The organism is Erwinia persicina (genome assembly GCF_019844095.1).
GTDB lineage: Bacteria > Pseudomonadota > Gammaproteobacteria > Enterobacterales > Enterobacteriaceae > Erwinia > Erwinia persicina.
The window spans coordinates 3,687,781-3,711,320 of sequence record NZ_CP082141.1 but is presented as its reverse complement, the minus strand read 5'-3'; the positions used below and the strand labels follow the sequence as shown (position 1 = coordinate 3,711,320).

The 23,540-nt window shown below is 54.1% G+C and carries 22 protein-coding genes; 17 read left to right on the top strand and 5 right to left on the bottom strand.

Annotated features, from left to right (window positions below; genetic code table 11):
• Positions 1–44: 44 nt before the first annotated feature.
• The 13 genes from bamA to K6L24_RS17165 all read left to right on the top strand — a co-directional run bounded on the left by bamA (position 45) and on the right by K6L24_RS17165 (position 16,154).
• Complete coding sequence (bamA, locus tag K6L24_RS17225; protein WP_062747098.1) at positions 45–2,456, top strand: outer membrane protein assembly factor BamA; 2,412 nt, start codon at positions 45–47, stop codon at positions 2,454–2,456.
• 118 nt (positions 2,457–2,574) lie between these two features.
• A complete protein-coding gene (gene skp, locus K6L24_RS17220; protein ID WP_062747096.1) occupies positions 2,575–3,072 on the top strand; it encodes a molecular chaperone Skp in 498 nt (165 codons plus the stop codon).
• Positions 3,073–3,075: 3 nt separating this feature from the next.
• Positions 3,076–4,101: a UDP-3-O-(3-hydroxymyristoyl)glucosamine N-acyltransferase gene (gene lpxD, locus K6L24_RS17215; protein WP_062747093.1), complete on the top strand. Its 1,026-nt coding sequence runs from the start codon at positions 3,076–3,078 to the stop codon at positions 4,099–4,101.
• A gap of 149 nt (positions 4,102–4,250) precedes the next feature.
• Entirely contained in the window at positions 4,251–4,706 is a 456-nt protein-coding gene (fabZ, locus tag K6L24_RS17210; protein WP_062747091.1) for a 3-hydroxyacyl-ACP dehydratase FabZ, read from the top strand.
• Positions 4,707–4,709: 3 nt separating this feature from the next.
• Positions 4,710–5,498: an acyl-ACP--UDP-N-acetylglucosamine O-acyltransferase gene (gene lpxA / locus K6L24_RS17205; RefSeq protein WP_062747089.1), complete on the top strand. Its 789-nt coding sequence runs from the start codon at positions 4,710–4,712 to the stop codon at positions 5,496–5,498.
• Between the two features lie 3 nt (positions 5,499–5,501).
• The gene (gene lpxB, locus K6L24_RS17200; protein WP_222681674.1) at positions 5,502–6,647 is read left to right on the top strand and encodes a lipid-A-disaccharide synthase; all 1,146 of its coding nucleotides are present in this window, start codon (positions 5,502–5,504) and stop codon (positions 6,645–6,647) included.
• On the top strand, positions 6,644–7,267 hold the full coding sequence (rnhB, locus tag K6L24_RS17195; protein ID WP_137269087.1) for a ribonuclease HII: 624 nt from the start codon (positions 6,644–6,646) through the stop codon (positions 7,265–7,267). Before lpxB ends, rnhB begins: the two co-directional genes overlap by 4 nt.
• Positions 7,268–7,297: 30 nt before the next feature.
• Complete coding sequence (gene dnaE / locus K6L24_RS17190; protein ID WP_222681673.1) at positions 7,298–10,780, top strand: DNA polymerase III subunit alpha; 3,483 nt, start codon at positions 7,298–7,300, stop codon at positions 10,778–10,780.
• A 12-nt stretch (positions 10,781–10,792) separates the two neighbouring features.
• The gene (accA, locus tag K6L24_RS17185; protein ID WP_062747080.1) at positions 10,793–11,752 is read left to right on the top strand and encodes an acetyl-CoA carboxylase carboxyl transferase subunit alpha; all 960 of its coding nucleotides are present in this window, start codon (positions 10,793–10,795) and stop codon (positions 11,750–11,752) included.
• 101 nt (positions 11,753–11,853) lie between these two features.
• On the top strand, positions 11,854–14,004 hold the full coding sequence (locus K6L24_RS17180; protein ID WP_062747078.1) for a lysine decarboxylase LdcC: 2,151 nt from the start codon (positions 11,854–11,856) through the stop codon (positions 14,002–14,004).
• Positions 14,005–14,084: 80 nt separating this feature from the next.
• The gene (locus K6L24_RS17175) at positions 14,085–14,480 is read left to right on the top strand and encodes a VOC family protein (RefSeq protein WP_062747076.1); all 396 of its coding nucleotides are present in this window, start codon (positions 14,085–14,087) and stop codon (positions 14,478–14,480) included.
• Positions 14,481–14,518: 38 nt separating this feature from the next.
• A complete protein-coding gene (gene tilS, locus K6L24_RS17170; protein WP_187509263.1) occupies positions 14,519–15,820 on the top strand; it encodes a tRNA lysidine(34) synthetase TilS in 1,302 nt (433 codons plus the stop codon).
• A gap of 19 nt (positions 15,821–15,839) precedes the next feature.
• Positions 15,840–16,154: a c-type cytochrome gene (locus K6L24_RS17165; protein WP_062747072.1), complete on the top strand. Its 315-nt coding sequence runs from the start codon at positions 15,840–15,842 to the stop codon at positions 16,152–16,154.
• Between the two features lie 39 nt (positions 16,155–16,193).
• On the opposite strand, the gene rof is transcribed toward K6L24_RS17165, so the two are convergent.
• Positions 16,194–16,460 (bottom strand): Rho-binding antiterminator, encoded by a 267-nt coding sequence (gene rof / locus K6L24_RS17160; protein ID WP_062747070.1) that lies wholly within the window; start codon positions 16,458–16,460, stop codon positions 16,194–16,196.
• Positions 16,444–16,647, bottom strand: coding sequence for a YaeP family protein (locus K6L24_RS17155; protein ID WP_062747067.1), 204 nt, complete (start codon positions 16,645–16,647; stop codon positions 16,444–16,446). The genes rof and K6L24_RS17155 overlap by 17 nt, the downstream gene beginning before the upstream one ends.
• A gap of 133 nt (positions 16,648–16,780) precedes the next feature.
• Here K6L24_RS17155 and K6L24_RS17150 point away from each other — a divergent pair, with 133 nt between their 5' ends.
• The 4 genes from K6L24_RS17150 (at position 16,781) to K6L24_RS17135 (ending at position 20,370) form a co-directional block, all read left to right on the top strand.
• Positions 16,781–17,335, top strand: a complete 555-nt coding sequence (locus K6L24_RS17150; protein WP_062747064.1) for a YaeQ family protein — start codon at positions 16,781–16,783, stop codon at positions 17,333–17,335.
• Positions 17,332–17,748 carry an alternative ribosome rescue aminoacyl-tRNA hydrolase ArfB gene (gene arfB / locus K6L24_RS17145; protein WP_062747062.1) on the top strand — a complete coding sequence of 139 codons (417 nt, stop codon included), beginning with the start codon at positions 17,332–17,334 and terminating at the stop codon, positions 17,746–17,748. Before K6L24_RS17150 ends, arfB begins: the two co-directional genes overlap by 4 nt.
• Positions 17,749–17,776: 28 nt before the next feature.
• Positions 17,777–18,184 (top strand): copper resistance protein NlpE N-terminal domain-containing protein, encoded by a 408-nt coding sequence (locus K6L24_RS17140; RefSeq protein ID WP_062747060.1) that lies wholly within the window; start codon positions 17,777–17,779, stop codon positions 18,182–18,184.
• Between the two features lie 341 nt (positions 18,185–18,525).
• The gene (locus K6L24_RS17135; RefSeq protein WP_062747058.1) at positions 18,526–20,370 is read left to right on the top strand and encodes a M48 family metallopeptidase; all 1,845 of its coding nucleotides are present in this window, start codon (positions 18,526–18,528) and stop codon (positions 20,368–20,370) included.
• A gap of 81 nt (positions 20,371–20,451) precedes the next feature.
• On the opposite strand, the gene proS is transcribed toward K6L24_RS17135, so the two are convergent.
• The 3 genes from proS to rcsF all read right to left on the bottom strand — a co-directional run bounded on the left by proS (position 20,452) and on the right by rcsF (position 23,366).
• On the bottom strand, positions 20,452–22,170 hold the full coding sequence (proS, locus tag K6L24_RS17130) for a proline--tRNA ligase (protein WP_191927786.1): 1,719 nt from the start codon (positions 22,168–22,170) through the stop codon (positions 20,452–20,454).
• Between the two features lie 93 nt (positions 22,171–22,263).
• A complete protein-coding gene (gene tsaA / locus K6L24_RS17125) occupies positions 22,264–22,971 on the bottom strand; it encodes a tRNA (N6-threonylcarbamoyladenosine(37)-N6)-methyltransferase TrmO (protein WP_062747054.1) in 708 nt (235 codons plus the stop codon).
• Positions 22,971–23,366 carry an Rcs stress response system protein RcsF gene (gene rcsF, locus K6L24_RS17120; protein WP_062747052.1) on the bottom strand — a complete coding sequence of 132 codons (396 nt, stop codon included), beginning with the start codon at positions 23,364–23,366 and terminating at the stop codon, positions 22,971–22,973. Before rcsF ends, tsaA begins: the two co-directional genes overlap by 1 nt.
• Between the last annotated feature and the right edge of the window lie 174 nt (positions 23,367–23,540).

Genomic DNA, 23,540 nt, shown 5'->3' with positions numbered 1-23,540 from the left:
GCAAGCTGTTCGTGAGAACCAGTTAGGAAGAATGCATAAAAACGATGGCGATGAAAAAGTTGCTCATAGCGTCGCTGCTGTTTAGCAGCGTAACCGTATACGGTGCAGACGGATTCGTAGTGAATGATATTCATTTCGAAGGCCTGCAGCGAGTCGCCGTCGGTGCGGCATTGCTCAGTATGCCTGTTCGCGTTGGAGACACTGTCTCTGATGAAGATCTCAGTAACACCATTCGTGCACTGTTTGCGACCGGGAATTTCGAAGATGTTCAGGTCCTGCGCGACGGCAATACGCTGATCGTCCAGGTGAAAGAACGTCCGACGATTGCCAGCATCACTTTCTCCGGTAACAAAGCGGTGAAAGAGGATATGCTGAAGCAGAACCTGGAAGCCTCTGGCGTGCGCGTAGGCGAAGCACTGGATCGCACCACCATCTCCTCGATTGAGAAAGGGCTGGAAGACTTTTACTACAGCGTCGGTAAATACAGCGCCAGTGTGAAAGCGGTGGTCACGCCACTGCCACGTAACCGTGTTGACCTGAAGCTGGTCTTCACCGAGGGCGTGTCCGCTAAGATCCAGCAGATCAACATCGTGGGTAACAAAGCGTACAGCTCCGATGAACTGATCTCGCGCTTCCAGTTGCGTGATGAAGTGCCATGGTGGAACGTGGTGGGCGACCGTAAATACCAGAAACAGAAACTGGCCGGTGACCTTGAAACCCTGCGCAGCTTCTATCTGGACCGCGGTTATGCAAGATTCAATATCGATTCGACTCAGGTCAGCCTGACGCCGGATAAAAAAGGTATCTACATCACCGTTAACATTAACGAAGGCGATCAGTACAAGCTTTCTGGTGTAGCGGTCAGCGGAAATCTGGCAGGACACTCAGCGGAAATTGAAACCCTGAGTAAAGTCACGCCGGGTGAACTGTATAACGGTTCCAAAGTGACCCGCATTGAAGATGATATCAAGAAGCTGCTGGGCCGATATGGCTATGCGTACCCACGCGTGCAGACGCAGCCTGAAATCGATGACGCTAACAAAACCGTTAAACTGCGTATTAACGTTGATGCGGGTAACCGTTTCTACGTGCGCAAAGTCCGTTTCGAAGGGAATGACACCTCGAAAGATTCCGTTCTGCGCCGCGAAATGCGTCAGATGGAAGGGGCATGGCTGGGCAGCGATTTGGTTGAGCAGGGCAAAGAGCGTCTGAATCGTCTGGGTTATTTTGAAACCGTCGATACAGAAACTCAGCGTGTTCCGGGCTCACCGGACCAGGTTGACGTCGTCTATAAGGTGAAAGAACGTAACACCGGTACGCTGAACTTTGGCGTCGGTTACGGCACCGAAAGTGGGGTCAGCTTCCAGGTGGGGGTGACTCAGGATAACTGGCTGGGTACCGGTAACACCGTTGGCATCAGCGGCACCAAGAATGACTACCAGACCTATGCTGAGTTCTCACTGACCGATCCGTACTTTACGGTCGACGGTGTCAGCCTGGGCGGGCGCGTTTTCTACAACGACTTTAAAGCGGATGATGCCGACCTGTCTGACTACACCAACAAAAGTTATGGTGTAGACGGCACGCTGGGCTTCCCGGTGAATGAGAACAACACGCTGCGCGTGGGACTGGGCTATGTACATAACAGCCTGTCTAACATGCAGCCGCAGATCGCCATGTGGCGTTACCTGCGATCTGTCGGGCAGAATCCGAGCCTTTCCGGTGACGAAGATTACTCTGCAGATGATTTCACCTTTAACTATGGCTGGACGTACAACACCCTCGACCGTGGGTTCTTCCCAACATCGGGTAACCGTACCAACCTGAACGGTAAAGTGACCATCCCGGGTTCTGATAACGCCTTCTATAAAGCGACGCTGGATACGCAGCAGTATCTGCCGCTGAATCAGGATCGCACCTGGGTGCTCCTGGGTCGTGGACGCGTAGGCTATGGTGATGGGCTGAGCGGCAAAGAGATGCCGTTCTATGAGAACTTCTATGCCGGTGGCTCCAGTACCGTTCGTGGTTTCCGTTCCAATAACATTGGTCCTAAAGCCGCCTACCTGAACAACGGTTCTTCTGATTGTTCAGGAAGTGATGTGAATCGTGTCTGTAATTCTGATGATGCTATCGGTGGTAACGCCATGGCTGTTGCCAGTGCAGAGCTGATCACCCCGACGCCGTTCCTGAGTGAGAAGTATGCGAACTCAGTACGTACGTCGCTGTTTGTGGATGCAGGTACGGTGTGGGATACCAAGTGGGAAAATACGGCAGCAACGCGTGCGGCAGGTATTCCAGACTATAGCGATCCAAGCAACATCCGCATGTCAGCCGGTCTGGCACTGCAGTGGATGTCACCTCTGGGGCCGCTGGTGTTCTCCTACGCCCAGCCGTTCAAAAAGTATGATGGAGATAAGGCCGAACAGTTCCAATTTAACATTGGTAAAACCTGGTAATTCGGACCTGCATGGAAGCACAGCAAGAGAGTATCGCGCTTACTGCGATGTCTGAGACACCAATGTAAGCGCAACCTATGTGTCCGTGACACAAACGTTGATGGTAAGGAGTTTTATAGTGAAAAAGTTGTTGTGTGCCGCAGGTCTGGGTATTGCTCTGGCGGTTTCCGCTGGTGCTCAGGCTGCTGATAAAATTGCAGTGGTGAACGTTTCCAGCATTTTCCAACAGTTACCAGCGCGTGCGACCGTTGCGAAACAACTGGAGAACGAGTTCAAAGGCCGTGCAACTGAGTTGCAGGGTATGGAACGCGATCTGCAAACTAAAATGCAGCGTCTGCAGCGTGACGGCTCTACCATGAAGGCGTCTGAACGTAGCCGCATGGAAAAAGACGTGATGGCGCAGCGTGAAGCGTTTTCAACCAAAGCGCAGGCTTTCGAGCAGGACAATCGCCGTCGTCAGATGGAAGAGCGTAACAAAATCCTGAGCCGCATTCAGGATGCCGTGCAGAAAGTGGCAGATAGCGAAGGTTACGACGTCGTTATCGACCAGAATGCGGTTGCCTACGCTGCTAAATCTAAAGACATCACCGCTGATGTTCTGAAACAGGTTAAATAAGTCATGTCTTCAATTCGACTGGCTGATTTAGCCCAGCAGTTGGATGCAGAATTGCACGGAGATGGCGATATCGCCATCTCCGGCATTGCTTCTATGCAATCCGCCCAACATGGTCAGATCACGTTTCTATCAAACAGCCGTTACCGCGAGCAGCTCGCAGCCTGTCAGGCTTCAGCCGTGGTGCTCACTGAAGCGGATCTGGAATTTTTCCCTGGCGCTGCGCTGGTGGTTAAAAACCCGTATCTGACCTACGCCCGTATGGCCCAGTTGCTGGATACCACACCGCAACCGGCTAACCATATTGCTCCCGGCGCGGTAATTGATCCCAGCGCACAGCTAGGTCAACACGTTTCGATCGGTGCGAATGCAGTGATCGAATCTGACGTGATCCTCGGTGATAATGTGGTCATCGGCGCGGGATGTTTCATCGGTAAAAAAACCAAAATTGGTGCCGGGACACGTCTTTGGGCCAATGTTTCTGTCTATCACGAAGTCGAAATCGGTTCTGACTGTCTGATTCAGTCCGGTACGGTAATTGGTTCTGATGGCTTCGGTTACGCTAATGATCGCGGCAACTGGGTGAAAATCCCGCAGTTGGGCACGGTGATTATTGGCGATCGTGTAGAGATTGGTGCTTGTACCACCATTGATCGCGGTGCTCTCGATAACACCCAAATAGGGAATGGTGTTATCATAGATAACCAATGCCAGATTGCACACAATGTGGTGATTGGCGACAATACCGCAGTGGCTGGTGGTGTTATCATGGCTGGTAGTCTGAAAATTGGTCGCTACTGTATGATTGGTGGCGCCAGCGTGATTAATGGTCATATGGAAATTTGTGACAAAGTTACCGTCACAGGGATGGGAATGGTGATGAGGCCAATCACTGAACCTGGAGTATACTCCTCCGGGATTCCGCTACAGCCCAATAAAACCTGGCGCAAAACGGCAGCCCTGGTGATGAACATCGATGAAATAAGCAAACGCTTAAAAGCCATCGAACGCAAGGTCGGTAAAGACGACTAAGCACGTTAACACCAAGCTGCGCCGCTTTCATAAATAGAATAGGCGAAAGCGTAAGCGTACAGATATAATTTGCGGCCTGCAGACGATTGGATGATCGTTGCGGGCCGTGTCATTGATGCCATCAGAATTTTTAGGACAGGAAGAGTATTTTGACTACTGAAACTCATACTCTGAAGATTGAAGAGATTATTGAACTTTTACCGCACCGTTACCCGTTCTTGCTGGTTGACCGCGTGATTGAGTTTGAAGAAAACAAGTTTCTGCGTGCGGTAAAAAACGTCTCGGTTAACGAACCGTTTTTCCAGGGCCACTTCCCTGGTAAACCGATTTTCCCCGGTGTGCTGATTCTGGAAGCAATGGCACAGGCTACGGGTATTCTGGCGTTTAAAAGCGTTGGGAAACTTGAGCCGGGCGAACTGTACTACTTTGCCGGCATCGACGACGCGCGCTTCAAGCGCCCCGTTGTGCCTGGCGACCAAATGATCATGGAAGTCACTTTCGAGAAAACCCGCCGTGGTGTGACGCGCTTTAAAGGTGTGGCCACCGTAGACGGTAAAATTGTCTGCGAAGCAACGATGATGTGTGCTCGCAGCCGGGAGGCTTAATTCGTGATTGATAGCACCGCCGTAATTCACCCCAGCTCGATCGTAGAAGAAGGCGCCGTGATTGGCGCTGGTGTCCAGATTGGCCCGTTTTGCACGGTCGGTGCGAACGTTTCGATTGGCGAAGGCACGGTTCTGAAGTCTCACGTAGTGGTCAATGGTCATACCGTTATTGGTAAAGACAATACTATCTACCAGTTCGCTTCGATTGGTGAAGCGAACCAGGATCTGAAATACGCGGGTGAACCGACACGAGTTGAGATCGGCGACCGTAACCGTATCCGTGAAAGCGTCACTATCCATCGTGGTACGGCGCAGTCCGGTGGCTTGACGAAAGTGGGTGATGACAATCTTCTGATGGTCAACGCCCATGTTGCGCACGACTGTGTTGTGGGAAGTCACTGCATTCTCGCGAATAACGCCACTCTGGCCGGCCACGTGACGGTTGACGACCATGCCATAATTGGTGGTATGACGGCGGTGCATCAGTTCTGTATTATCGGTGCTCATGTCATGGTGGGCGGATGCTCCGGTGTTGCGCAGGATGTTCCTCCTTACGTGATTGCTCAGGGTAACCATGCGACACCGTTTGGGATTAACCTGGTGGGGCTGAAGCGTCGTGGTTTCAGCAAAGATGCGCTGCATGCGATTACCGCTGCGTACAAGCTGTTGTACCGCAGTGGAAAAACGCTGGATGAAGTGAAGCCGGAGATCGCTGAGATCGCCCAGGCGCATCCGGAAGTGCAGCCGTTTTACGACTTCTTTTCCCGCTCTACAAGGGGTCTGATTCGTTAACTCATGCCAAAGCATCCCTTAACGATTGCCCTTGTCGCCGGAGAAACCTCCGGCGATATTCTTGGTGCCGGTCTTATCCGTGCGCTGAAAGAAAAGCATCCTGACGCCCGTTTTGTCGGCGTGGCGGGACCGCTGATGCAGGCCGAAGGCTGTGAAGCCTGGTATGAGATGGAAGAACTGGCGGTGATGGGCATTGTTGAGGTGCTGGGCCGTTTGCGTCGCCTGTTGCATATCCGCCGTGACCTCACCCGCCGCTTTACTACGCTCAGGCCCGATGTCTTTGTCGGTATTGATGCGCCAGATTTTAATATCACCCTTGAAGGTAAGCTGAAACAGCAGGGCATCCGCACGATCCACTACGTCAGCCCCTCTGTCTGGGCCTGGCGGCAGAACCGCGTGTTTAAGATTGGCCGCTCGACAGACCTGGTGCTGGCCTTCCTGCCGTTTGAAAAAGCGTTTTACGATCGTTTCAACGTGCCGTGCCGCTTTATTGGCCATACGATGGCCGATGCCATGCCGATTGAACCGGATAAACAGGCCGCCCGGCGTGAGCTCGGTATTGCCCCGGATGCGCTGTGTCTGGCGCTGCTGCCCGGCAGTCGCGGGGCCGAAGTGGAAATGCTGAGTGCCGATTTCCTGCGAACAGCGGTACTACTGCGGGCTAAATACCCGGCACTGCAAATTGTCGTGCCGCTGGTAAACCCGCGTCGTCGCGAACAGTTTGAGAAAATCAAAGCCGAAGTGGCTCCTGATTTAATTATGCACCTGCTGGATGGAAAAGGGCGGGCCGCCATGGTGGCCAGCGATGCGGCACTGCTGGCGTCCGGCACCGCCGCGCTGGAGTGTATGCTGGCAAAATGTCCTATGGTGGTTGGCTACCGAATGAAGCCGTTCACCTTTTGGCTGGCGAAGCGCCTGGTGAAAACGGAGTATGTCTCGCTGCCTAACCTGCTGGCGGGACGTGAGCTGGTGAAAGAGCTGTTGCAGGATGAGTGTCAGCCTGAGCGGCTTGCCGCCGCGCTGGAGCCGTTGCTGGCTGCAGGTGAAACCCGCGATACGCTGCTGGCGACCTTTGCTGAACTGCATCATCAGATCCGCTGGAACGCCGATGAGCAGGCTGCTGCGGCTGTACTGGAGCTGTGCCCATGAATGAATTTATCTATCCCAACGCCACGCTGATTGCCGGTGTTGATGAAGTGGGGCGTGGCCCCCTGGTGGGCGCGGTGGTTACAGCAGCGGTGATCCTCGATCCGGCCCGGCCGATTGCCGGCCTTGCCGACTCTAAAAAGCTGTCGGAAAAACGCCGTCTGGCATTGTTTGATGAGATCACCGAGAAAGCGTTAAGCTGGAGCCTGGGACGCGCTGAACCGGAAGAAATCGACCAGCTTAATATCCTTCATGCCACCATGCTGGCGATGCAGCGTGCCGTGGCAGGACTGCATCTGACGCCGGACTTTGTGCTGATAGATGGCAACCGCTGCCCGGTCCTGGCCATGCCCAGTCAGGCCGTGGTTAAAGGCGATAGCCTGGTGCGCGAGATCAGCGCCGCGTCGATCGTTGCGAAAGTGACGCGCGACCGTGAAATGACCGAGCTGGACCGGCTTTACCCTGAATATGGCTTTGCCCAGCACAAAGGTTACCCGACCGCTCTGCATATGGAAAAACTGGCGCGGTTTGGCGCGACGCCACTGCACCGCCGCAGTTTTGCTCCTGTGCGTAACGCGCTGCTGGATGCCGACGTCAGCGCAACGGTTGTCCGTACGCTGTAATTTTTATCCCTGGTTTTAACGGAATCTCAGATGGCCGAACCTCGTTTTATTCATTTACGCGTTCACAGTGACTACTCCATGATCGATGGGCTAGCGAAAACTGGCCCGTTGGTGAAAAACGCGGCAAAAATGGGGATGCCGGCCATCGGCATCACTGACTTCACGAACCTGTGCGGGCTGGTGAAATTCTACGGTACCGCTCACAGCCAGGGTATCAAGCCCATTATCGGTGCCGATTTCAACGTCAGCAGCGAAGCCATGGGGGATGAGCTGTCTCAAATCACCGTACTGGCGGCTGATAATGAAGGCTATCAGAACCTGACGCTGCTGATTTCCCGCGCTTACCAACGGGGTTATGGTCCCGCAGGCCCGACAATCGATCGTGACTGGCTGGTAGAACATCAGCAGGGCATCATCCTGCTGTCCGGTGGGCGCCGTGGTGATGTCGGCAAAATGTTGCTGCGCGGTAATACGGCACAGGTGACCGAGTGTCTGGCCTTTTATCAGCACCATTTTCCCGACCGCTATTATCTGGAACTGATCCGTACGGGCCGTCAGGATGAAGAGACGTATCTCCACGCGGCGGTAGAGCTGGCGATCGCGCAGGGCGTGCCGGTGGTGGCGACTAACGAAGTCTGTTTCCTGACGGAAACGGAATTTGATGCTCATGAAATTCGCGTTGCCATTCACGACGGCTTTACCCTCGACGATCCTAAACGTCCCCGCAACTACAGCCCGCAGCAGTACATGCGCAGTGAAGAGGAGATGTGCGAGCTGTTCTCGGACATTCCGGAAGCGCTGGAAAATAGCGTGGAAATTGCCCGTCGTTGCAACGTCACCATCCGTCTGGGTGAGTATTTCCTGCCTCAGTTCCCCACCGGTGAGATGACCACAGAAGATTTTCTGGTGGCAAAATCAAAAGAAGGGCTTGAGGAACGTCTGGCGTTCCTGTTCCCGGATGAGAAGGTTCGCGCCGAGCGCCGCGGTGAATATGACGAACGTCTGGACATTGAACTGACGGTGATTAACCAGATGGGGTTCCCTGGTTACTTCCTGATCGTCATGGAATTCATCCAGTGGTCGAAGGATAACGATGTCCCGGTGGGCCCGGGACGTGGATCGGGTGCGGGCTCGCTGGTGGCCTATGCGCTGAAAATCACTGACCTCGACCCGCTGGAATTCGATCTGCTGTTTGAACGATTCCTCAACCCTGAACGTGTTTCAATGCCTGACTTTGACGTCGATTTCTGCATGGAAAAACGCGACCTGGTGATTGAGCACGTGGCAGAAATGTACGGGCGTCAGGCCGTATCGCAGATCATTACCTTCGGTACGATGGCCGCCAAAGCGGTGATCCGCGACGTAGGGCGCGTGCTTGGCCATCCTTATGGTTTTGTCGATCGCATCTCTAAACTGGTGCCGCCCGACCCGGGGATGACGCTGGAAAAGGCCTTTGCCGCCGAACCTCAGCTGCCTGAAATTTATGAAGCAGATGAAGAAGTTAAGGCGCTGATTGATATGGCGCGCATCCTGGAAGGGGTGACGCGTAACGCCGGTAAACACGCCGGGGGCGTGGTCATCGCGCCGACCAAAATTACCGACTTCGCGCCGCTGTACTGCGACGAGAATGGCAACCATCCGGTTACGCAGTTTGATAAGAACGACGTGGAATATGCCGGCCTGGTGAAGTTTGACTTCCTGGGCCTGCGCACCCTGACGATCATTGACTGGGCGCTGGCGATGATTAACGCCCGCCGCGAAAAGCAGGGTGAGCCGCCGATCGATATCGCGGCAATTCCGCTTGAAGATAAAAAAAGTTTCGATATGCTGCAACGCTCGGAGACTACTGCGGTCTTCCAGCTTGAATCACGCGGCATGAAAGACCTGATCAAACGCCTGAAGCCAGACTGCTTTGAGGATATGATTGCACTGGTCGCCCTGTTCCGCCCCGGCCCGCTGCAGTCCGGCATGGTGGATAACTTTATTGACCGTAAACACGGGCGTGAAGAGATCTCCTATCCGGATATTCAGTGGCAGCATGAGTCCCTGAAGCCTGTGCTGGAACCGACCTATGGCATCATCCTCTATCAGGAACAGGTGATGCAGATAGCCCAGGTGCTGGCGGGATACAGCCTCGGCGGTGCCGATATGCTGCGTCGTGCAATGGGTAAAAAGAACCCGGTCGAGATGGCCAAGCAACGCGGCGGCTTTGAAGACGGTGCGAAATCGCGCGGCATCGACGGTGAGCTGGCGATTAAAATTTTTGACCTGGTGGAGAAATTCGCCGGCTACGGGTTTAACAAGTCTCACTCCGCCGCCTATGCGCTGGTTTCCTACCAGACGCTGTGGCTGAAGGCGCACTATCCGGCTGAATTTATGGCGGCGGTCATGACCGCTGATATGGATAATACTGAGAAAGTGGTTGGCCTGGTTGATGAGTGCTGGCGGATGGGGCTGAAGGTGCTGCCGCCGGATATTAACTCCGGACAGTATCAGTTCCACGTTAACGATGCGGGTGAAATCGTTTACGGTATTGGCGCGATCAAAGGTGTGGGTGAAGGTCCGATCGAAGCGATCATTGAAGCCCGTAACGAAGGTGGCTATTTCCGCGAACTGTTTGACCTGTGCGCCCGCACTGATACGAAGAAGCTGAATAAGCGGGTGCTGGAAAAGCTGATTATGTCCGGTGCCTTTGATCGCCTCGGCCCGCACCGCGCGGCACTGATGAGTGCGCTACCGGATGCACTGAAAGCGGCCGATCAGCATGCGAAAGCGGAAGCCATCGGCCAGGCCGACATGTTTGGCGTGCTGGCCGAAGCCCCGGAACAGGTTGAGAAGTCTTACTCGGATGTCACTCCCTGGCCGGAACAGATCCAGCTGGATGGCGAAAGGGAAACGTTAGGGCTTTACTTAACGGGTCACCCAATCAACCAGTACCTGAAAGAAATTGAGCGCTATGTCGGTGGACTGCGCCTGAAAGACATGCACCCGACCGAGCGTGGTAAGATGACCACGGCTGCCGGTCTGGTGGTGGCGGCCCGTGTGATGGTAACAAAACGCGGTAACCGTATTGGCATCTGCACGCTGGATGACCGTTCTGGTCGTCTGGAAGTGATGTTGTTTACAGATGCGTTAGATAAGTTCCAGCATATGCTGGAGAAGGACCGTATCCTGATCGTCAGTGGGCAGGTCAGCTTCGATGACTTCAACGGCGGGCTTAAAATGATGGCCCGCGATATGATGGACATCGATGAAGCACGTGAAAAATATGCACGCGGGCTTGCTATCTCGCTGACGGACAGGCAAATTGATGACCAGCTTTTGAACCGTCTCCGTCAATCCCTGGAACCCCATCGTTCGGGGACAATTCCGGTACATCTCTACTATCAGAGAGAGGATGCGCGGGCGAAGTTGCGCTTTGGTGCAACCTGGCGCGTGTCGCCGAGCGATCGTTTGCTGAACGATCTGCGATCGTTGATAGGATCGGAGCAGGTGGAACTGGAGTTTGACTAAAACAGGATTATTATGAGTCTTAATTACCTGGATTTCGAACAGCCAATCGCAGAACTTGAAGCGAAGATTGATTCGCTTAAGTCGGTTGGCCGTCAGGATGAAAAACTGGATATTAATCTGGATGAAGAGATTCAGCGTCTGCGCGATAAAAGCGTTGAGCTGACCCGTAAAATCTTCTCAGATTTAGGTGCCTGGCAGATTGCGCAGCTTGCGCGTCATCCGCTGCGCCCGTATACGCTGGACTATGTTCGCAATGTGTTCACGGACTTTGACGAGTTGGCGGGCGACCGTGCCTATGCCGACGATAAAGCCATTGTCGGTGGCACCGCGCGTCTGGATGGTCGTCCGGTGATGATTATTGGTCATCAGAAAGGGCGCGAAACCAAAGAGAAAATCCGTCGTAACTTCGGTATGCCCGCGCCTGAAGGCTATCGTAAAGCACTGCGCCTGATGGAGATGGCCGAGCGTTTTAATATGCCGATCATCACCTTCATTGATACCCCTGGAGCTTATCCTGGCGTGGGTGCGGAAGAGCGCGGTCAGTCTGAAGCTATCGCCCGTAACCTGCGTGAGATGTCTGGCCTGACCGTGCCGGTTATCTGCACCGTGATTGGTGAAGGTGGCTCCGGTGGTGCACTGGCTATCGGCGTTGGCGATAAAGTGAATATGCTGCAGTACAGTACCTACTCGGTGATCTCACCAGAAGGTTGTGCGTCAATTCTGTGGAAAAGCGCCGACAAAGCGCCGCTGGCCGCCGAAGCGATGGGCATTATTGCACCGCGTCTGAAAGAGCTTAAGTTGATTGATACCGTCATCCCGGAACCTCTGGGCGGCGCGCATCGTAATCCGCTGGCAATCGGCGTATCGATGAAAGCCCAGCTGCTGGCCGATCTGGCCGATCTGGATACGCTTTCTAAAGAAGAGCTGCTCGATCGCCGCTATCAGCGTCTGATGAGCTACGGCTACGCCTGATTGTTCACCATTCCTTACCCAAAGGGTCAGACATCGTCTGGCCCTTTTTGTTTTGCGTCCACTATGCTTACACACTGGAGCAAACAGACCAGGAGACAACATTGAATATTATCGCGATCATGGGACCGCATAACGCCTTTTATAAAGATGAACCCATCCGTGAGCTGGACACTACCTTAAAAAACCAGGGCTTTCAGACTATCTACCCGCATGACGCCAATGACCTGCTGAAGCTGATTGAACACAATCCGCGTATCTGCGGCGTAGTGTTTGACTGGGATGAACACAGTCTGGAGCTGTGTTGTGAAATTAACCAGTTAAACGAATATCTTCCGCTTTATGCCTTTATCAACACCCACTCAACGATGGATGTCAGCATTAATGAAATGCGCATGACCATCTGGTTCTTCGAATACGCCCTGAACGCAGCGGAAGAGATCGCCCAGCGCATCCGTCATTATACCGATGAATATATCGATACCATCACGCCCCCGTTGACGAAAGCGCTGTTTACCTATGTCAAAGAGGGAAAGTATACCTTCTGTACGCCCGGTCATATGGCGGGCACCGCCTTCCAGAAAAGCCCGGTGGGCAGTCTGTTTTATGATTTTTTTGGTGCCAATACCCTGAAGGCCGATATTTCGATTTCTGTCACTGAACTGGGGTCGCTGCTGGACCATACCGGCCCGCATCTTGAAGCAGAAGAGTATGTGGCGCGCACCTTTGGTGCCGAGCAGAGTTATATGGTCACCAACGGCACCTCCACGTCGAATAAGATCGTCGGGATGTATGCCGCCCCGTCAGGCAGCACGGTGCTGGTGGATCGCAACTGCCATAAGTCATTAACTCATCTGCTGATGATGAGCGATATCATCCCCATCTGGTTGAAACCCACGCGGAATGCACTCGGTATTCTCGGCGGCATCCCGAAGCGCGAATTTACGAAAGAGAGTATTGCGCTGAAGGTGGCACAAACCCCGCGTGCCAGCTGGCCTGTTCATGCCGTAATCACTAACTCCACCTATGACGGGCTGCTGTACAACACCCGCTATATCAAAGAGACACTGGACGTGCCGTCCATTCACTTTGACTCTGCCTGGGTACCCTATACCAACTTCCACCCTATCTATCAGGGGCTGAGCGGCATGAGCGGGGAGCGAACGCCGGGCAAGGTCATCTATGAAACCCAGTCTACCCATAAACTGCTGGCGGCATTTTCCCAGGCCTCACTGATCCATATTAAAGGGGATTACGACGAACAGACCTTTAATGAAGCCTATATGATGCACACCACCACGTCGCCCAACTATGCCATCGTCGCTTCCATCGAAACGGCGGCGGCGATGCTGCGCGGTAATCCGGGTAAGCGCCTGATTAACCGTTCGGTCGAGCGGGCTCTGCATTTTCGTCGCGAAGTCCAGCGCCTGCGCGAAGAGTCAGAGGGCTGGTTCTTTGACATCTGGCAGCCGGAAGGCGTGGATGAGCCGGAATGCTGGCCGATCCAGCCCGGTGAAGAGGAGTGGCACGGCTTCCGCGATGCGGATGCCGATCATATGTATCTTGATCCGATCAAAGTGACCATCCTGACGCCGGGGATGAGTGAGCTGGGCGACATGGCCGAAGAGGGGATCCCGGCGGCGCTGGTGGCGAAATTCCTCGATGAGCGCGGTGTGGTGGTGGAGAAAACCGGGCCCTACAACCTGCTGTTCCTGTTCAGCATCGGCATTGATAAAACCAAAGCGATGAGCGTACTGCGCGGTCTGACCGAATTTAAACGATCCTATGATCTTAATCTGCGGGTCAAAAACATGCTGCCGGATCTGTATGCGGAAGATCCTGACTTCTATCGCAATATGCGCATTCAGGATCTGGCCCAGGGGATCCACACGCTGATCCGTCAGCACGATCTGCCGCGTCTGATGCTGAAGGCGTTTTCCACGCTACCGGAGATGAAACTGACGCCGCACCAGATGTTCCAGCAGCAGGTAAAAGGCAATATCGAAACGGTGGATATCTCTGCGCTGGTCGGGCGCATCTCCGCCAATATGATCCTGCCGTACCCTCCCGGTGTGCCGGTGGTGATGCCCGGAGAGATGATCACCGAAGAGAGCCGGGCGGTGCTCGATTTTCTGCTGATGTTGTGTGCTATTGGTAAGCATTATCCTGGGTTCGAAACCGATATTCACGGCACCACGCTGACGGACGAAGGCCAGTATCGCGTGCGTGTGCTGAAAAACGACGTCGGAATGTAGCCGGAGATCCAGAATTTTACCCTTGCTGCTCTGGTGCCTGACGGGTAGGGTCGTCAGGCATTGATTAATCAGGAGCCGGTATGCCAGCATTACAGTTAAAAAAAATCCATCACGTAGCGATCATCGCCCGCGACTATGCGCTGAGTAAGGCGTTTTACTGCGATATTCTGGGCTTCGGCCTGATGGGGGAGGTGTATCGTGCCGAGCGTGATTCTTGGAAGGGCGATCTGACGCTGAACGGTGAGTATGTGATTGAGCTGTTCTCATTTCCCCTGCCACCGGCGCGTCCGACCCAGCCGGAAGCCTGCGGTTTACGCCATCTTGCCTTCAGTGTCGATGATGTTGAGGCCGCGAAGCAGTCTCTGGAAGACCAGGGCGTGCGTTGTGAAGCGGTGCGTATCGATCCGCTCACTGGCAAACTTTTTACCTTCTTTAACGATCCGGATGGACTGCCGCTGGAGATATATCAGGATTGATGGGGTTATAATAGCGTCCCCTGTATTCTGGAATGACCATGTCATCGATTGCCCATCTTGAAGCCCAACTGGTTAACGAGCACAGCGTGCTGCTGGCTTACAGTGGCGGGCTGGACTCCAGCGTGCTGTTGCATCAGTTGGTGCTGTTACGCCGCCAGCGTCCTGCCTTGCAGCTGCGGGCAGTGCATATCCATCACGGACTCAGCCCGCGTGCGGATGACTGGGTGGCTCACTGCCGGCAACAGTGCCTGCAGTGGCAGGTGCCGCTGGTGGTCTGCCATGTTACGGTCGATGCACGCCACGGCGGGATTGAGGCCGCGGCACGCGGCGCACGCTATCAGGTTTTCAGTCAACAGCTTCAGGCGGGGGAAACGCTGTTAACTGCCCAGCACCAGGATGACCAGAGTGAAACCCTGTTGCTGGCACTGAAACGGGGTAGCGGCCCGGCGGGTCTGGCCGCCATGCCAGCACATCGCCAGATGGGCCAGCATCGTCACCTGCGGCCGCTGCTGGCGTTCGGTCGCCTGCAGCTGGAAGACTGGGCGCAGGAACACCGTCTGACGTGGATTGAGGATGAAAGTAACGCCGATCCGCGCTATGACCGCAATTTTTTGCGCCTGCAAGTCATGCCGTTACTGAGTGCCCGCTGGCCACATTTTTCCCACGCCGTTGCCCGCAGCGCCTCGCTGTGCGGTGAGCAGGAGCAGCTACTGGACGAACTGCTGGCGGAGTCACTGTCATCGCTGATGGATTCTGCCGGTACGTTGCCAGTTGCTCCGTTGTTTGAGATGAGTGAAGCCCGGCGCAGCGCGCTGCTGCGGCGCTGGATCGCCTGCCATCAGGGCAGTATGCCGTCGCGTGATGCCCTGCGCCGCCTGTGGCAGGAAGTGGCCTGTAGCCGTGAGGATGCCGAACCGCGCCTCCGGCTGGGCGGGCATGAGGTGCGTCGCTATCGCCACCGCCTGTACTGGCTGCCGCTGAGGCCGTCGCTGGCCGCTGTCCGGCTGATGTGGACAGATATCTCACGCCCGCTGATTTTGCCGGAAGGCCTTGGGCAGCTGCGGCCGGACAGCGAGGCGGTAACACTGCGCCTGCCGCAGCCGGACGAACCAGTCAGCGTGCGCTTTAAAGCGCAGGGATCGTTTCATATTGTCGGCCGGGCAGGCAGCCGGCCGTTAAAAAAATTGTGGCATGAACTCGCCGTTCCCCCCTGGGAGCGTGAGCGCACGCCGCTGATATTTTATGGCGAGCGCCTGATGGCGGCCGCAGGGGTTTTTGTCACCCGTGAAGGTGTCCCGGACCGTCCCGATAGCGGCTGGTCAGTTGACTGGTGTCGATAAAAGAAGACGAGAGAGTGCAATGAACAACGTCAGAATAATAGCGGCTTTGCTGCTGATCGGCTGTGCGCCTGCGCTGGCAGCGGGCAACAGCAGTGCCGGACAGGAGAAATCTGCCCGCTGTCTGGCCTGCCACGGCGCGGAAGGAAAAGCCGCAGCCCCAGTCTACCCCAATCTTGCCGGGCAGCATGAACCCTATCTGGCGCAGGCGCTACAGGCGTACAAAAGCGGCGGCCGCAGCGGCGGGCAGGCAGAGGTGATGAAAGCTTTTGTGGCGGGGCTGAGCGATCAGGACATTGAGGATCTGGCGGCATACTATGCGGGTCTGAAACCCTGAGAGGGAAGGCGGATCGGCGATCCGCCTGGCAGGAAGTGACTAGTCTGACTCGCTGACCACCACGGTGCCGAGATCCGGGTGGCTGAAGCTGGCGATATGGTCAAGGCGCAGTTGGCGATTTTCCCCGGCAATCTCAATGCTCAGGTACTCTACGTTCTTACGCGACAGCATATCTTTGGCTTTTGCCTTAAGCTGCTCACCGTCTTTTAACGCCAGTGTCAGCATCCAGTTATTCTGGCAGGCGAGTTCCAGGTTGTCATAGTCATCGCAGTTGATCGGTCTGTAGGCTTCATCTTTCGTCAACATAGTCGCTCACCAATAAGTTGGCGGCAGCAAAGGCTGCCTTTTCCCTGATGGAAGAGTGTAGCTCAGGATTGCCCGCTACCTCATCAAGTGCTTTCAACACGCACGCGAGTGCGTCAGGCACGTATCCCAGATCGCCACTGCCAATTTCAGCATATTTCCGGCGAACTAATTCACAATACTTTTGCACATGCACCCCCCTTCAGAGTTCTCTCTGGCGATAATGCGACTATAGCACAGCCATTTACGGGAAATCAGCCTGTGAGCAGGTGATTTGCTGCATCATCAGGTTACAATAGCGGGCAACTGAGATAAGGATCCTTATGGCACTGAAAGCAACAATTTATAAAGCCACGGTTAACGTCGCAGACATGGACCGCAACGTGTTTATTGACCAGACGCTGACGCTGGCCCGTCACCCTTCGGAAACGGAAGAGCGGATGATGCTGCGTCTGCTCGCCTGGCTGGTTCACGCAAATGAGCGTCTGACCTTTACCCGGGGGCTGAGTGCGGAAGATGAGCCTGAAATCTGGCAACTGAACGATCACGGCGGTATTGACGTGTGGATTGACCTCGGTTTGCCGGATGAGCGCAGGATCAAGAAAGCCTGTAGCCGTTCTCAGCACGTCTGGTTGTATACCTATAACTGGCGAGCCGCACAGCCATGGTGGCAGCAACATCAGAGCAAGCTGTCTCAGCATGATAACCTGACGATACGTTACCTGAATGATGAACAGCTTAGTGCCCTGATTAAGCTGGCTTCACGATCCATGACGTTGCAGGCCACCATTCAGGACGGCACCATCTGGCTGTCTGATGACAGCAGTCATCTGGAAATTCAGTTTGATTCATGGCTGGAGGCAGGAAAAAGGGTATGATTGTATTGTCACGTAGCGTCACTATTCCAGATGCCGAAATCGAAATCACCGCGATCAGAGCGCAGGGTAACGGTGGCCAGAACGTGAATAAAAGTTCGACGGCAATCCATTTGCGTTTTGATATTCGCGCGTCCAGCCTGCCGGTGTTTTATCAGGAGCGAATGATGGCGGTCAGCCATCATCTGATTACCCCGGAAGGTATCGTGATTATCAAGGCGCAGGAGTATCGTAGCCAGGAGATGAACCGAGAAGCGGCACTGAAACGGTTGGAAAACCTGATTCAGGAGTTAACTGTGGTGGAGAAAACCCGCCGCGCTACGCGTCCGACGATGGCTTCAAAAAAACGCCGGCTGGAAGGCAAAGCCCGCAAAGCCTCAACGAAATCGCTGCGTGGAAAAGTTCGCGGCGACTGAATCGTTATCTTTTTATGCAGGAGCGACCATGAAAGCAGTTGTTCTCACATTATTTGCCACTCTGGCTTTGGGAGGGCTGTTGGGCTGCCATAACCGGCAGAACGCGCAGCAACCCCCACCGCTGGAGCCGATGCAGCAGAGTTACACCGGCCTGCTGCCGTGTGGACCCGCCTGTGAGGACAGTGAGTCCTCGCTGTTTTTGGCCACCGATGGTAGCTATGTCCTGGAGCAGCGTGCGACAGGGGAGCATACCCTGCGCAGCGCGCAGTATGGCCAGTGGGCCCGCACCGCAGATACGCTGACCCTGGTCGCCATGAACGGCGAGAAACTACGATTTCGCCCGATTAATAATGGTCTTGAAGCGATTGCCGGGCGCGGAATGGCGGTGAGCAATGCGCACGGCTGGCGTCTGACGGCAAATAAGACGGGCACTTAACAAGACGCTGAAATAATAAAAAAGCCCCTTTAAGGGGCTTTTTTGGAATTAAGTCAAATTAAACCGGTTATTACAGAATATATTTATCTCCGCAACGGGAAAAAAGAGAATAAGCCAGGTAAATAATCCTAAAAACCCGTTAACCTCTTGTTCACTTTGTTGAAATATCGTCTTATACGCCTGTATTACCACCTTATTAACACTCTATAGCTGACGCACGCCAGAGACGGATCTCACGCCATTTCCATTAATGTCGGTAGATTCCCCTTTAGGTATTGCCTGATATAAGCAGCTTTGTCTTCTCACACACAGTTTGCGGGTTAATTATTTTGAACGAATTAATGGCATTGAAAAAAGGGTATGCGAAAGTATTCCTATGGGTTTTAGTGACGCTTTTCCTGATCCCCGCTATTACGCTGGTATTTGCTGAATACGGCACGCGTCAGCTCGATCAGGAATATAGTCAAATCTTTATTGATGATGCGCGCAGTCAGAGTCAGGATGTGAATAAACTGACTGAATTCCTGCAACAGAACCCGCCTTCCAGCGTTTGTGGTGCGGTGCCGGACGATCTCCGCGACTATCAGAATGCGGTCTGTGCAGAAAAGTCAGAACTCTGGCAGTTCTGGATGATGGACAAAGTCGCTTTCTGGACCCTGGCTGGTGGCGTTGTCATTCTGCTGATGATCGTCCTGTTCACCATGCTGGCCTTTAAAAACCGTCAGGGACAGCTGCAAAGCCTGAAGCTGGCCCGTCCTTTCCTGATGCTGACGAGCGCGCTGGAAGTGCTGGTTCAGGGCGGAATGCTGGTCTGGCTCTCTTTCTGGGGAACGGCATTCTTTACCCAAACCTATTATCCGAAGCTGGTCATGGCCATGGGGCTGCTGGTACTGGCCGCAATGTTTTATATGATCAAAGGCATCTTCAAAAAGCTGCCGCCTGAAGACGATGTTGAAGGTGAAGTCGTAACCCGTGACGCGGCACCCGCGCTGTGGTCGCGTATTGATGCGCTGGCTTCCCGGGTAGGGACGGCACCCCCCGACCATATTATTGCGGGTATCGATACTAACTTTTATGTAACCGAAGCACCGTTAAGCGTCAACCAGCAGTTGCTGAAGGGCCGCAAGCTCTACGTCAGTATCCCCTTGCTGCGTCAGCTAACCACTTCCCAGGCTGATGGGGTGATGGTGCATGAGTTAACGCACCTGCATGAAGGCGATACCGCGTCGGGCGCCTTACTGGGGCCAAAACTGTACCGCTTCGACCAGTACATTCATTTGATGAGAAAAGATATCTCGACAGTGATGGTTTACTATCCTCTTTGCCTGTATCGCATGTTGTTTGAACTGGCATGGCAGCGTAACAGTCGTGAGCGTGAGTTCGTTGCAGACCGCAATGCTGCCACCCTGATTACTCCTGAAGCAATTGTTGAGTCACTGATTAAAATTTCTGCTTATGCCAGCTATCGCAGCGAAGTTGAGCAAACGTTGTTTGATAATAAAACCCTGCATGAAAATGAGCTGGGGATCAGTAAAGCCATTGCCCAGGGCCTGCCGCAGCATGTCAGTTCGCCGGACTTTATTGGCATGATGCGTCAGTCAAACGTGCCGCACCCATTTGATTCACATCCACCGCTGGCCGATCGTATGCACAACGTGGGTTATACCGTTGATGAAACAGGTTATGCAGCCATCGCAGCGGAGTTACCGGCAGAGAGCTGGGTCGATCTGATGCCAGTGGCAGCGGAAATAGAACAGCAACTGTGGCAGAAATACGAGCGTGATTTTTCCTCAGCGCATGAAGAGAGCCTGGCATGGCGCTATCAGCCTGAAGGGGAGGAGGAGACGGCGCTGGTTCTGAAATACTTCCCGCCGGTTTCGTGGACGCTGAAAGATGGCAGTGCGATAGAACTGACCTATCTGGGCATTATTAAACCGCAGACGGCTGAACTGCTGCCGTGGGATAATATTAAGAATATCAACGTGATTAAGCGGTTCACGAAAGAAGTGCTGTATCTGCAACATGTTCAACCCAACGCACAGGGTAAAAAGCGCAGTGAGATCCCGCTACCGGGCCTGAATAAGGACATTGAAGGGTTTAAATACACCCTGGGTTACTACTGGCAGCGGCACCAGACGGTGCGGGCGCTGCAGGAGCAAGAGCAGTCAAACGTCGTTCAATCCTAAAATGAAAAAAGCCACCGCAAATGCGGTGGCTTTTTTTGATCGGAACGGTAACGTCAGGCCGTCCTCCTTGCCTGCGACAGGTTAAATCGCCAGTTCACTCACCAGGAAATCAACGATTTCGTTGGTTTTGATCATCCGTTTCTCACCGGTACGACGCGATTTGTATTCCACTTCTTCGCTGTCCAGATTACGGTCGCCGATCACGATGCTGTGCGGCACGCCAATCAGTTCCATATCAGCAAACATGACACCCGGGCGCTCTTTACGATCGTCGAGAATAACGTCAATGCCTCTGGCGCGCAGGGTGGCATACAGCTCTTCTGCCAGTTCTTTCACGCGGAACGATTTCTGCATATTCATTGGCAGAATCGCCACCTGGAAAGGAGCCAGTGCAGGGGACCAGATAATCCCGCGCTCGTCATGGTTCTGCTCAATCGCAGCCGCCACGATACGGGTAATGCCAATGCCGTAGCAGCCCATGGTCATAATCTGATTACGGCCATCTTCACCCTGTACGGACGCTTTCATCGCTTCAGAGTATTTGGTGCCGAGCTGGAAGATATGACCCACTTCAATACCGCGCTTGATCAGCAGCGTGCCTTTTCCATCCGGGCTGGCATCGCCTTCGACCACGTTGCGGATATCCGCGACGCGCGGCAGCGGCAGATCGCGCTCCCAGTTAATGCCTTTAAGATGCTGCCCGTCAATATTGGCACCGGCGCTAAAGTCATTCATCGCTGCAACGCTGCGGTCTGCGATGACGGGCATATTCAGCCCGACCGGGCCGAGAGAGCCAGGACCGGCATTCACCAGCGTGCGGATCTCGTCTTCGGTCGCAAAAGTGAGCGGCGAAGCAACGATATCAAGATGCTCTGCTTTGATTTCGTTCAGCTCGTGATCGCCACGTACCAGCAGGGCGACCAGCGCATGTCCGCTCTCTTTAGACGCGTGGACCATCAGGGTTTTCACGGTTTTGTCGATGGGCAGGCCATACTGTTCGACCAGTTCAGCAATGGTTTTCGCATCAGGTGTTGCGAACTGCTCCATAGGCTGTGTGGCAGCAGCACGCCCACCGGCCGGTGCGACCGCTTCCGCTTTTTCAATATTAGCGGCGTAGTCAGACTCGGTAGAGAACACCACATCATCTTCACCACTCTGTGCCAGGACCTGGAACTCATGCGAGGCACTGCCACCGATAGAGCCGGTATCCGCATCAACAGCGCGGAAGTCGAGGCCCATACGGGTGAAACTCTGGCTGTAGGCGCGATACATCGCCTCATAGGTTTCCTGCAGCGATTCCTGGGTGGTGTGGAACGAGTAGGCATCTTTCATGATGAATTCACGCGAGCGCATGACGCCGAAACGCGGACGGACTTCATCACGGAATTTGGTCTGGATCTGGAACAGATTTATCGGCAGCTGCTTATAGGAGCTGAGTTCGTTACGGATCAGGTCAGTGATCACCTCTTCATGCGTTGGACCCAGAACAAAAGGGCGCTCACCACGGTCAACGAAGCGCAGCAGTTCCGGCCCGTACTGCTCCCAGCGGCCACTCTCTTGCCACAAATCTGCCGGCTGAACAACCGGCATGGAAATCTCAATCGCACCGGCGTTGTTCATCTCTTCGCGCACGATGTTTTCAACTTTTTTGAGCACGCGTAAACCGGTTGGCAGCCAGGTATAAAGACCGGATGCCAGTTTACGGATCATGCCAGCGCGCAGCATCAGCTGGTGGCTGATCACTTCGGCATCGGCAGGTGTCTCCTTCAGAGTGGAGAGCAGATATTGAGTAGTACGCATGAGTTACGATTCCATATGAACGGAAAGAGAGCCAAAAAAACGTGGACGCTAGTGTATCAGTGTGACAGGAGAGTCAAAAGGTGCCGGGAGAAATTAACGCGGGTCGATGGCGATAACTTCTGTCCCTGAGTGAATAACACGCCAGCGGACGTTGAAATCCAGCAGCCATGCCGCATATTCACGATCGGGTTCTTCGCCTTTGCGATAAGCAGGGCGCGGATCCTGGGCGAGAACCTGATGAATAAAACGTTCAAGATGAGGAAAACGCTGCTGATGCTGCATCAGCTGCAGCCGTGCCTGGGGAGTAAAGCTCACCGGCATATCCGCAACGGGGGCTTGCTGGGCAAACCCGGCGCGTGCGTCAGGTAATGCTTCGGCAAACGGCAGATAGGGTTTGATATCAACGACAGGAGTTCCGTCAACCAGGTCAAGGCTGCCTAATTCAAGGATGACCTGCTGCCGCTCATAGCGAATTCCTTTCAGCTCCACCAGAGACATCCCGACCGGATTAGGGCGGAAGGTTGAACGAGTGGCAAAGACACCCATGCGCGCATTACCGCCTAAACGCGGGGGGCGTACCGTCGGACGCCAGCCGCCTTCCATCGTCTGGTGGAAAATAAACAGCAGCCACAGATGGCTGAATGCTTCCAGACCGCGCACCGCATCCGGGTGATTATAAGGCGCATCGAAATGGAGCTCTCCGCCGCCATCCTGAATTAAGCCAGGCTGGCGGGGAACAGCAAACTTTTCCTTCCACGGGGAATGAATCTGGCCTATTTGCTGGAAGGAAAAAGTGGTCATTACTGGGCGACTCTCAGGGCTGAGCCCTGGCAAAGGGTCTGACGATAGCAGCCCTGGATACTGGCCGTGATTTCGCAATTATTCAGCAGCACAGCATTGGCGTGAAGCGGAGCCGCATTGGTCTGCAGCTGATGACGCACAATGTTCATGTCAGTCGGTAAATCTGCTGCTCTGACCTGGCAGGCTGAACCGGTAACCCGGCCTAACGGCAGGAAAGATTTGCCCGAAAGTTCATCAGGATGACTCAGCAGTTTAACTGGGGAGTGAGAGGTCACTACCGACATAGTGCTTTTTGCCTCGGGTTTTAATGGGGTGTTTTTTTGAGCATTTTGGTCTGCGGTGTGTGCACAACCAGTGAGGGCTAATGATACCAAAATAAAGGCCAATTTACGCATTATACAATTCCTTTGTATCGTGTTATTTGAGTCGTGAGTTTATCACTATGGTTTTTATTATCAAATAACAGGTTGAATAGTCACGTAAATATAGGGATTGTCTCATTGATTGAGGCGATGGACGTCTTTCACCGATGACAGGTTGGGACGTATTCAGGACCAGGGGTAGGAACT

Coding starts and splice junctions, on each gene's coding strand:
- bamA (WP_062747098.1), top strand. CDS start 45: ATGGCGATGAAAAAGTTGCTCATAGCGTCGCTGCTGTTTAGCAGCGTA.
- lpxD (WP_062747093.1), top strand. CDS start 3,076: ATGTCTTCAATTCGACTGGCTGATTTAGCCCAGCAGTTGGATGCAGAA.
- lpxB (WP_222681674.1), top strand. CDS start 5,502: ATGCCAAAGCATCCCTTAACGATTGCCCTTGTCGCCGGAGAAACCTCC.
- rnhB (WP_137269087.1), top strand. CDS start 6,644: ATGAATGAATTTATCTATCCCAACGCCACGCTGATTGCCGGTGTTGAT.
- dnaE (WP_222681673.1), top strand. CDS start 7,298: ATGGCCGAACCTCGTTTTATTCATTTACGCGTTCACAGTGACTACTCC.
- accA (WP_062747080.1), top strand. CDS start 10,793: ATGAGTCTTAATTACCTGGATTTCGAACAGCCAATCGCAGAACTTGAA.
- K6L24_RS17175 (WP_062747076.1), top strand. CDS start 14,085: ATGCCAGCATTACAGTTAAAAAAAATCCATCACGTAGCGATCATCGCC.
- tilS (WP_187509263.1), top strand. CDS start 14,519: ATGTCATCGATTGCCCATCTTGAAGCCCAACTGGTTAACGAGCACAGC.
- K6L24_RS17165 (WP_062747072.1), top strand. CDS start 15,840: ATGAACAACGTCAGAATAATAGCGGCTTTGCTGCTGATCGGCTGTGCG.
- rof (WP_062747070.1), bottom strand. CDS start 16,460: ATGTTGACGAAAGATGAAGCCTACAGACCGATCAACTGCGATGACTAT.
- K6L24_RS17150 (WP_062747064.1), top strand. CDS start 16,781: ATGGCACTGAAAGCAACAATTTATAAAGCCACGGTTAACGTCGCAGAC.
- arfB (WP_062747062.1), top strand. CDS start 17,332: ATGATTGTATTGTCACGTAGCGTCACTATTCCAGATGCCGAAATCGAA.
- K6L24_RS17140 (WP_062747060.1), top strand. CDS start 17,777: ATGAAAGCAGTTGTTCTCACATTATTTGCCACTCTGGCTTTGGGAGGG.
- K6L24_RS17135 (WP_062747058.1), top strand. CDS start 18,526: ATGGCATTGAAAAAAGGGTATGCGAAAGTATTCCTATGGGTTTTAGTG.
- proS (WP_191927786.1), bottom strand. CDS start 22,170: ATGCGTACTACTCAATATCTGCTCTCCACTCTGAAGGAGACACCTGCC.
- tsaA (WP_062747054.1), bottom strand. CDS start 22,971: ATGACCACTTTTTCCTTCCAGCAAATAGGCCAGATTCATTCCCCGTGG.
- rcsF (WP_062747052.1), bottom strand. CDS start 23,366: ATGCGTAAATTGGCCTTTATTTTGGTATCATTAGCCCTCACTGGTTGT.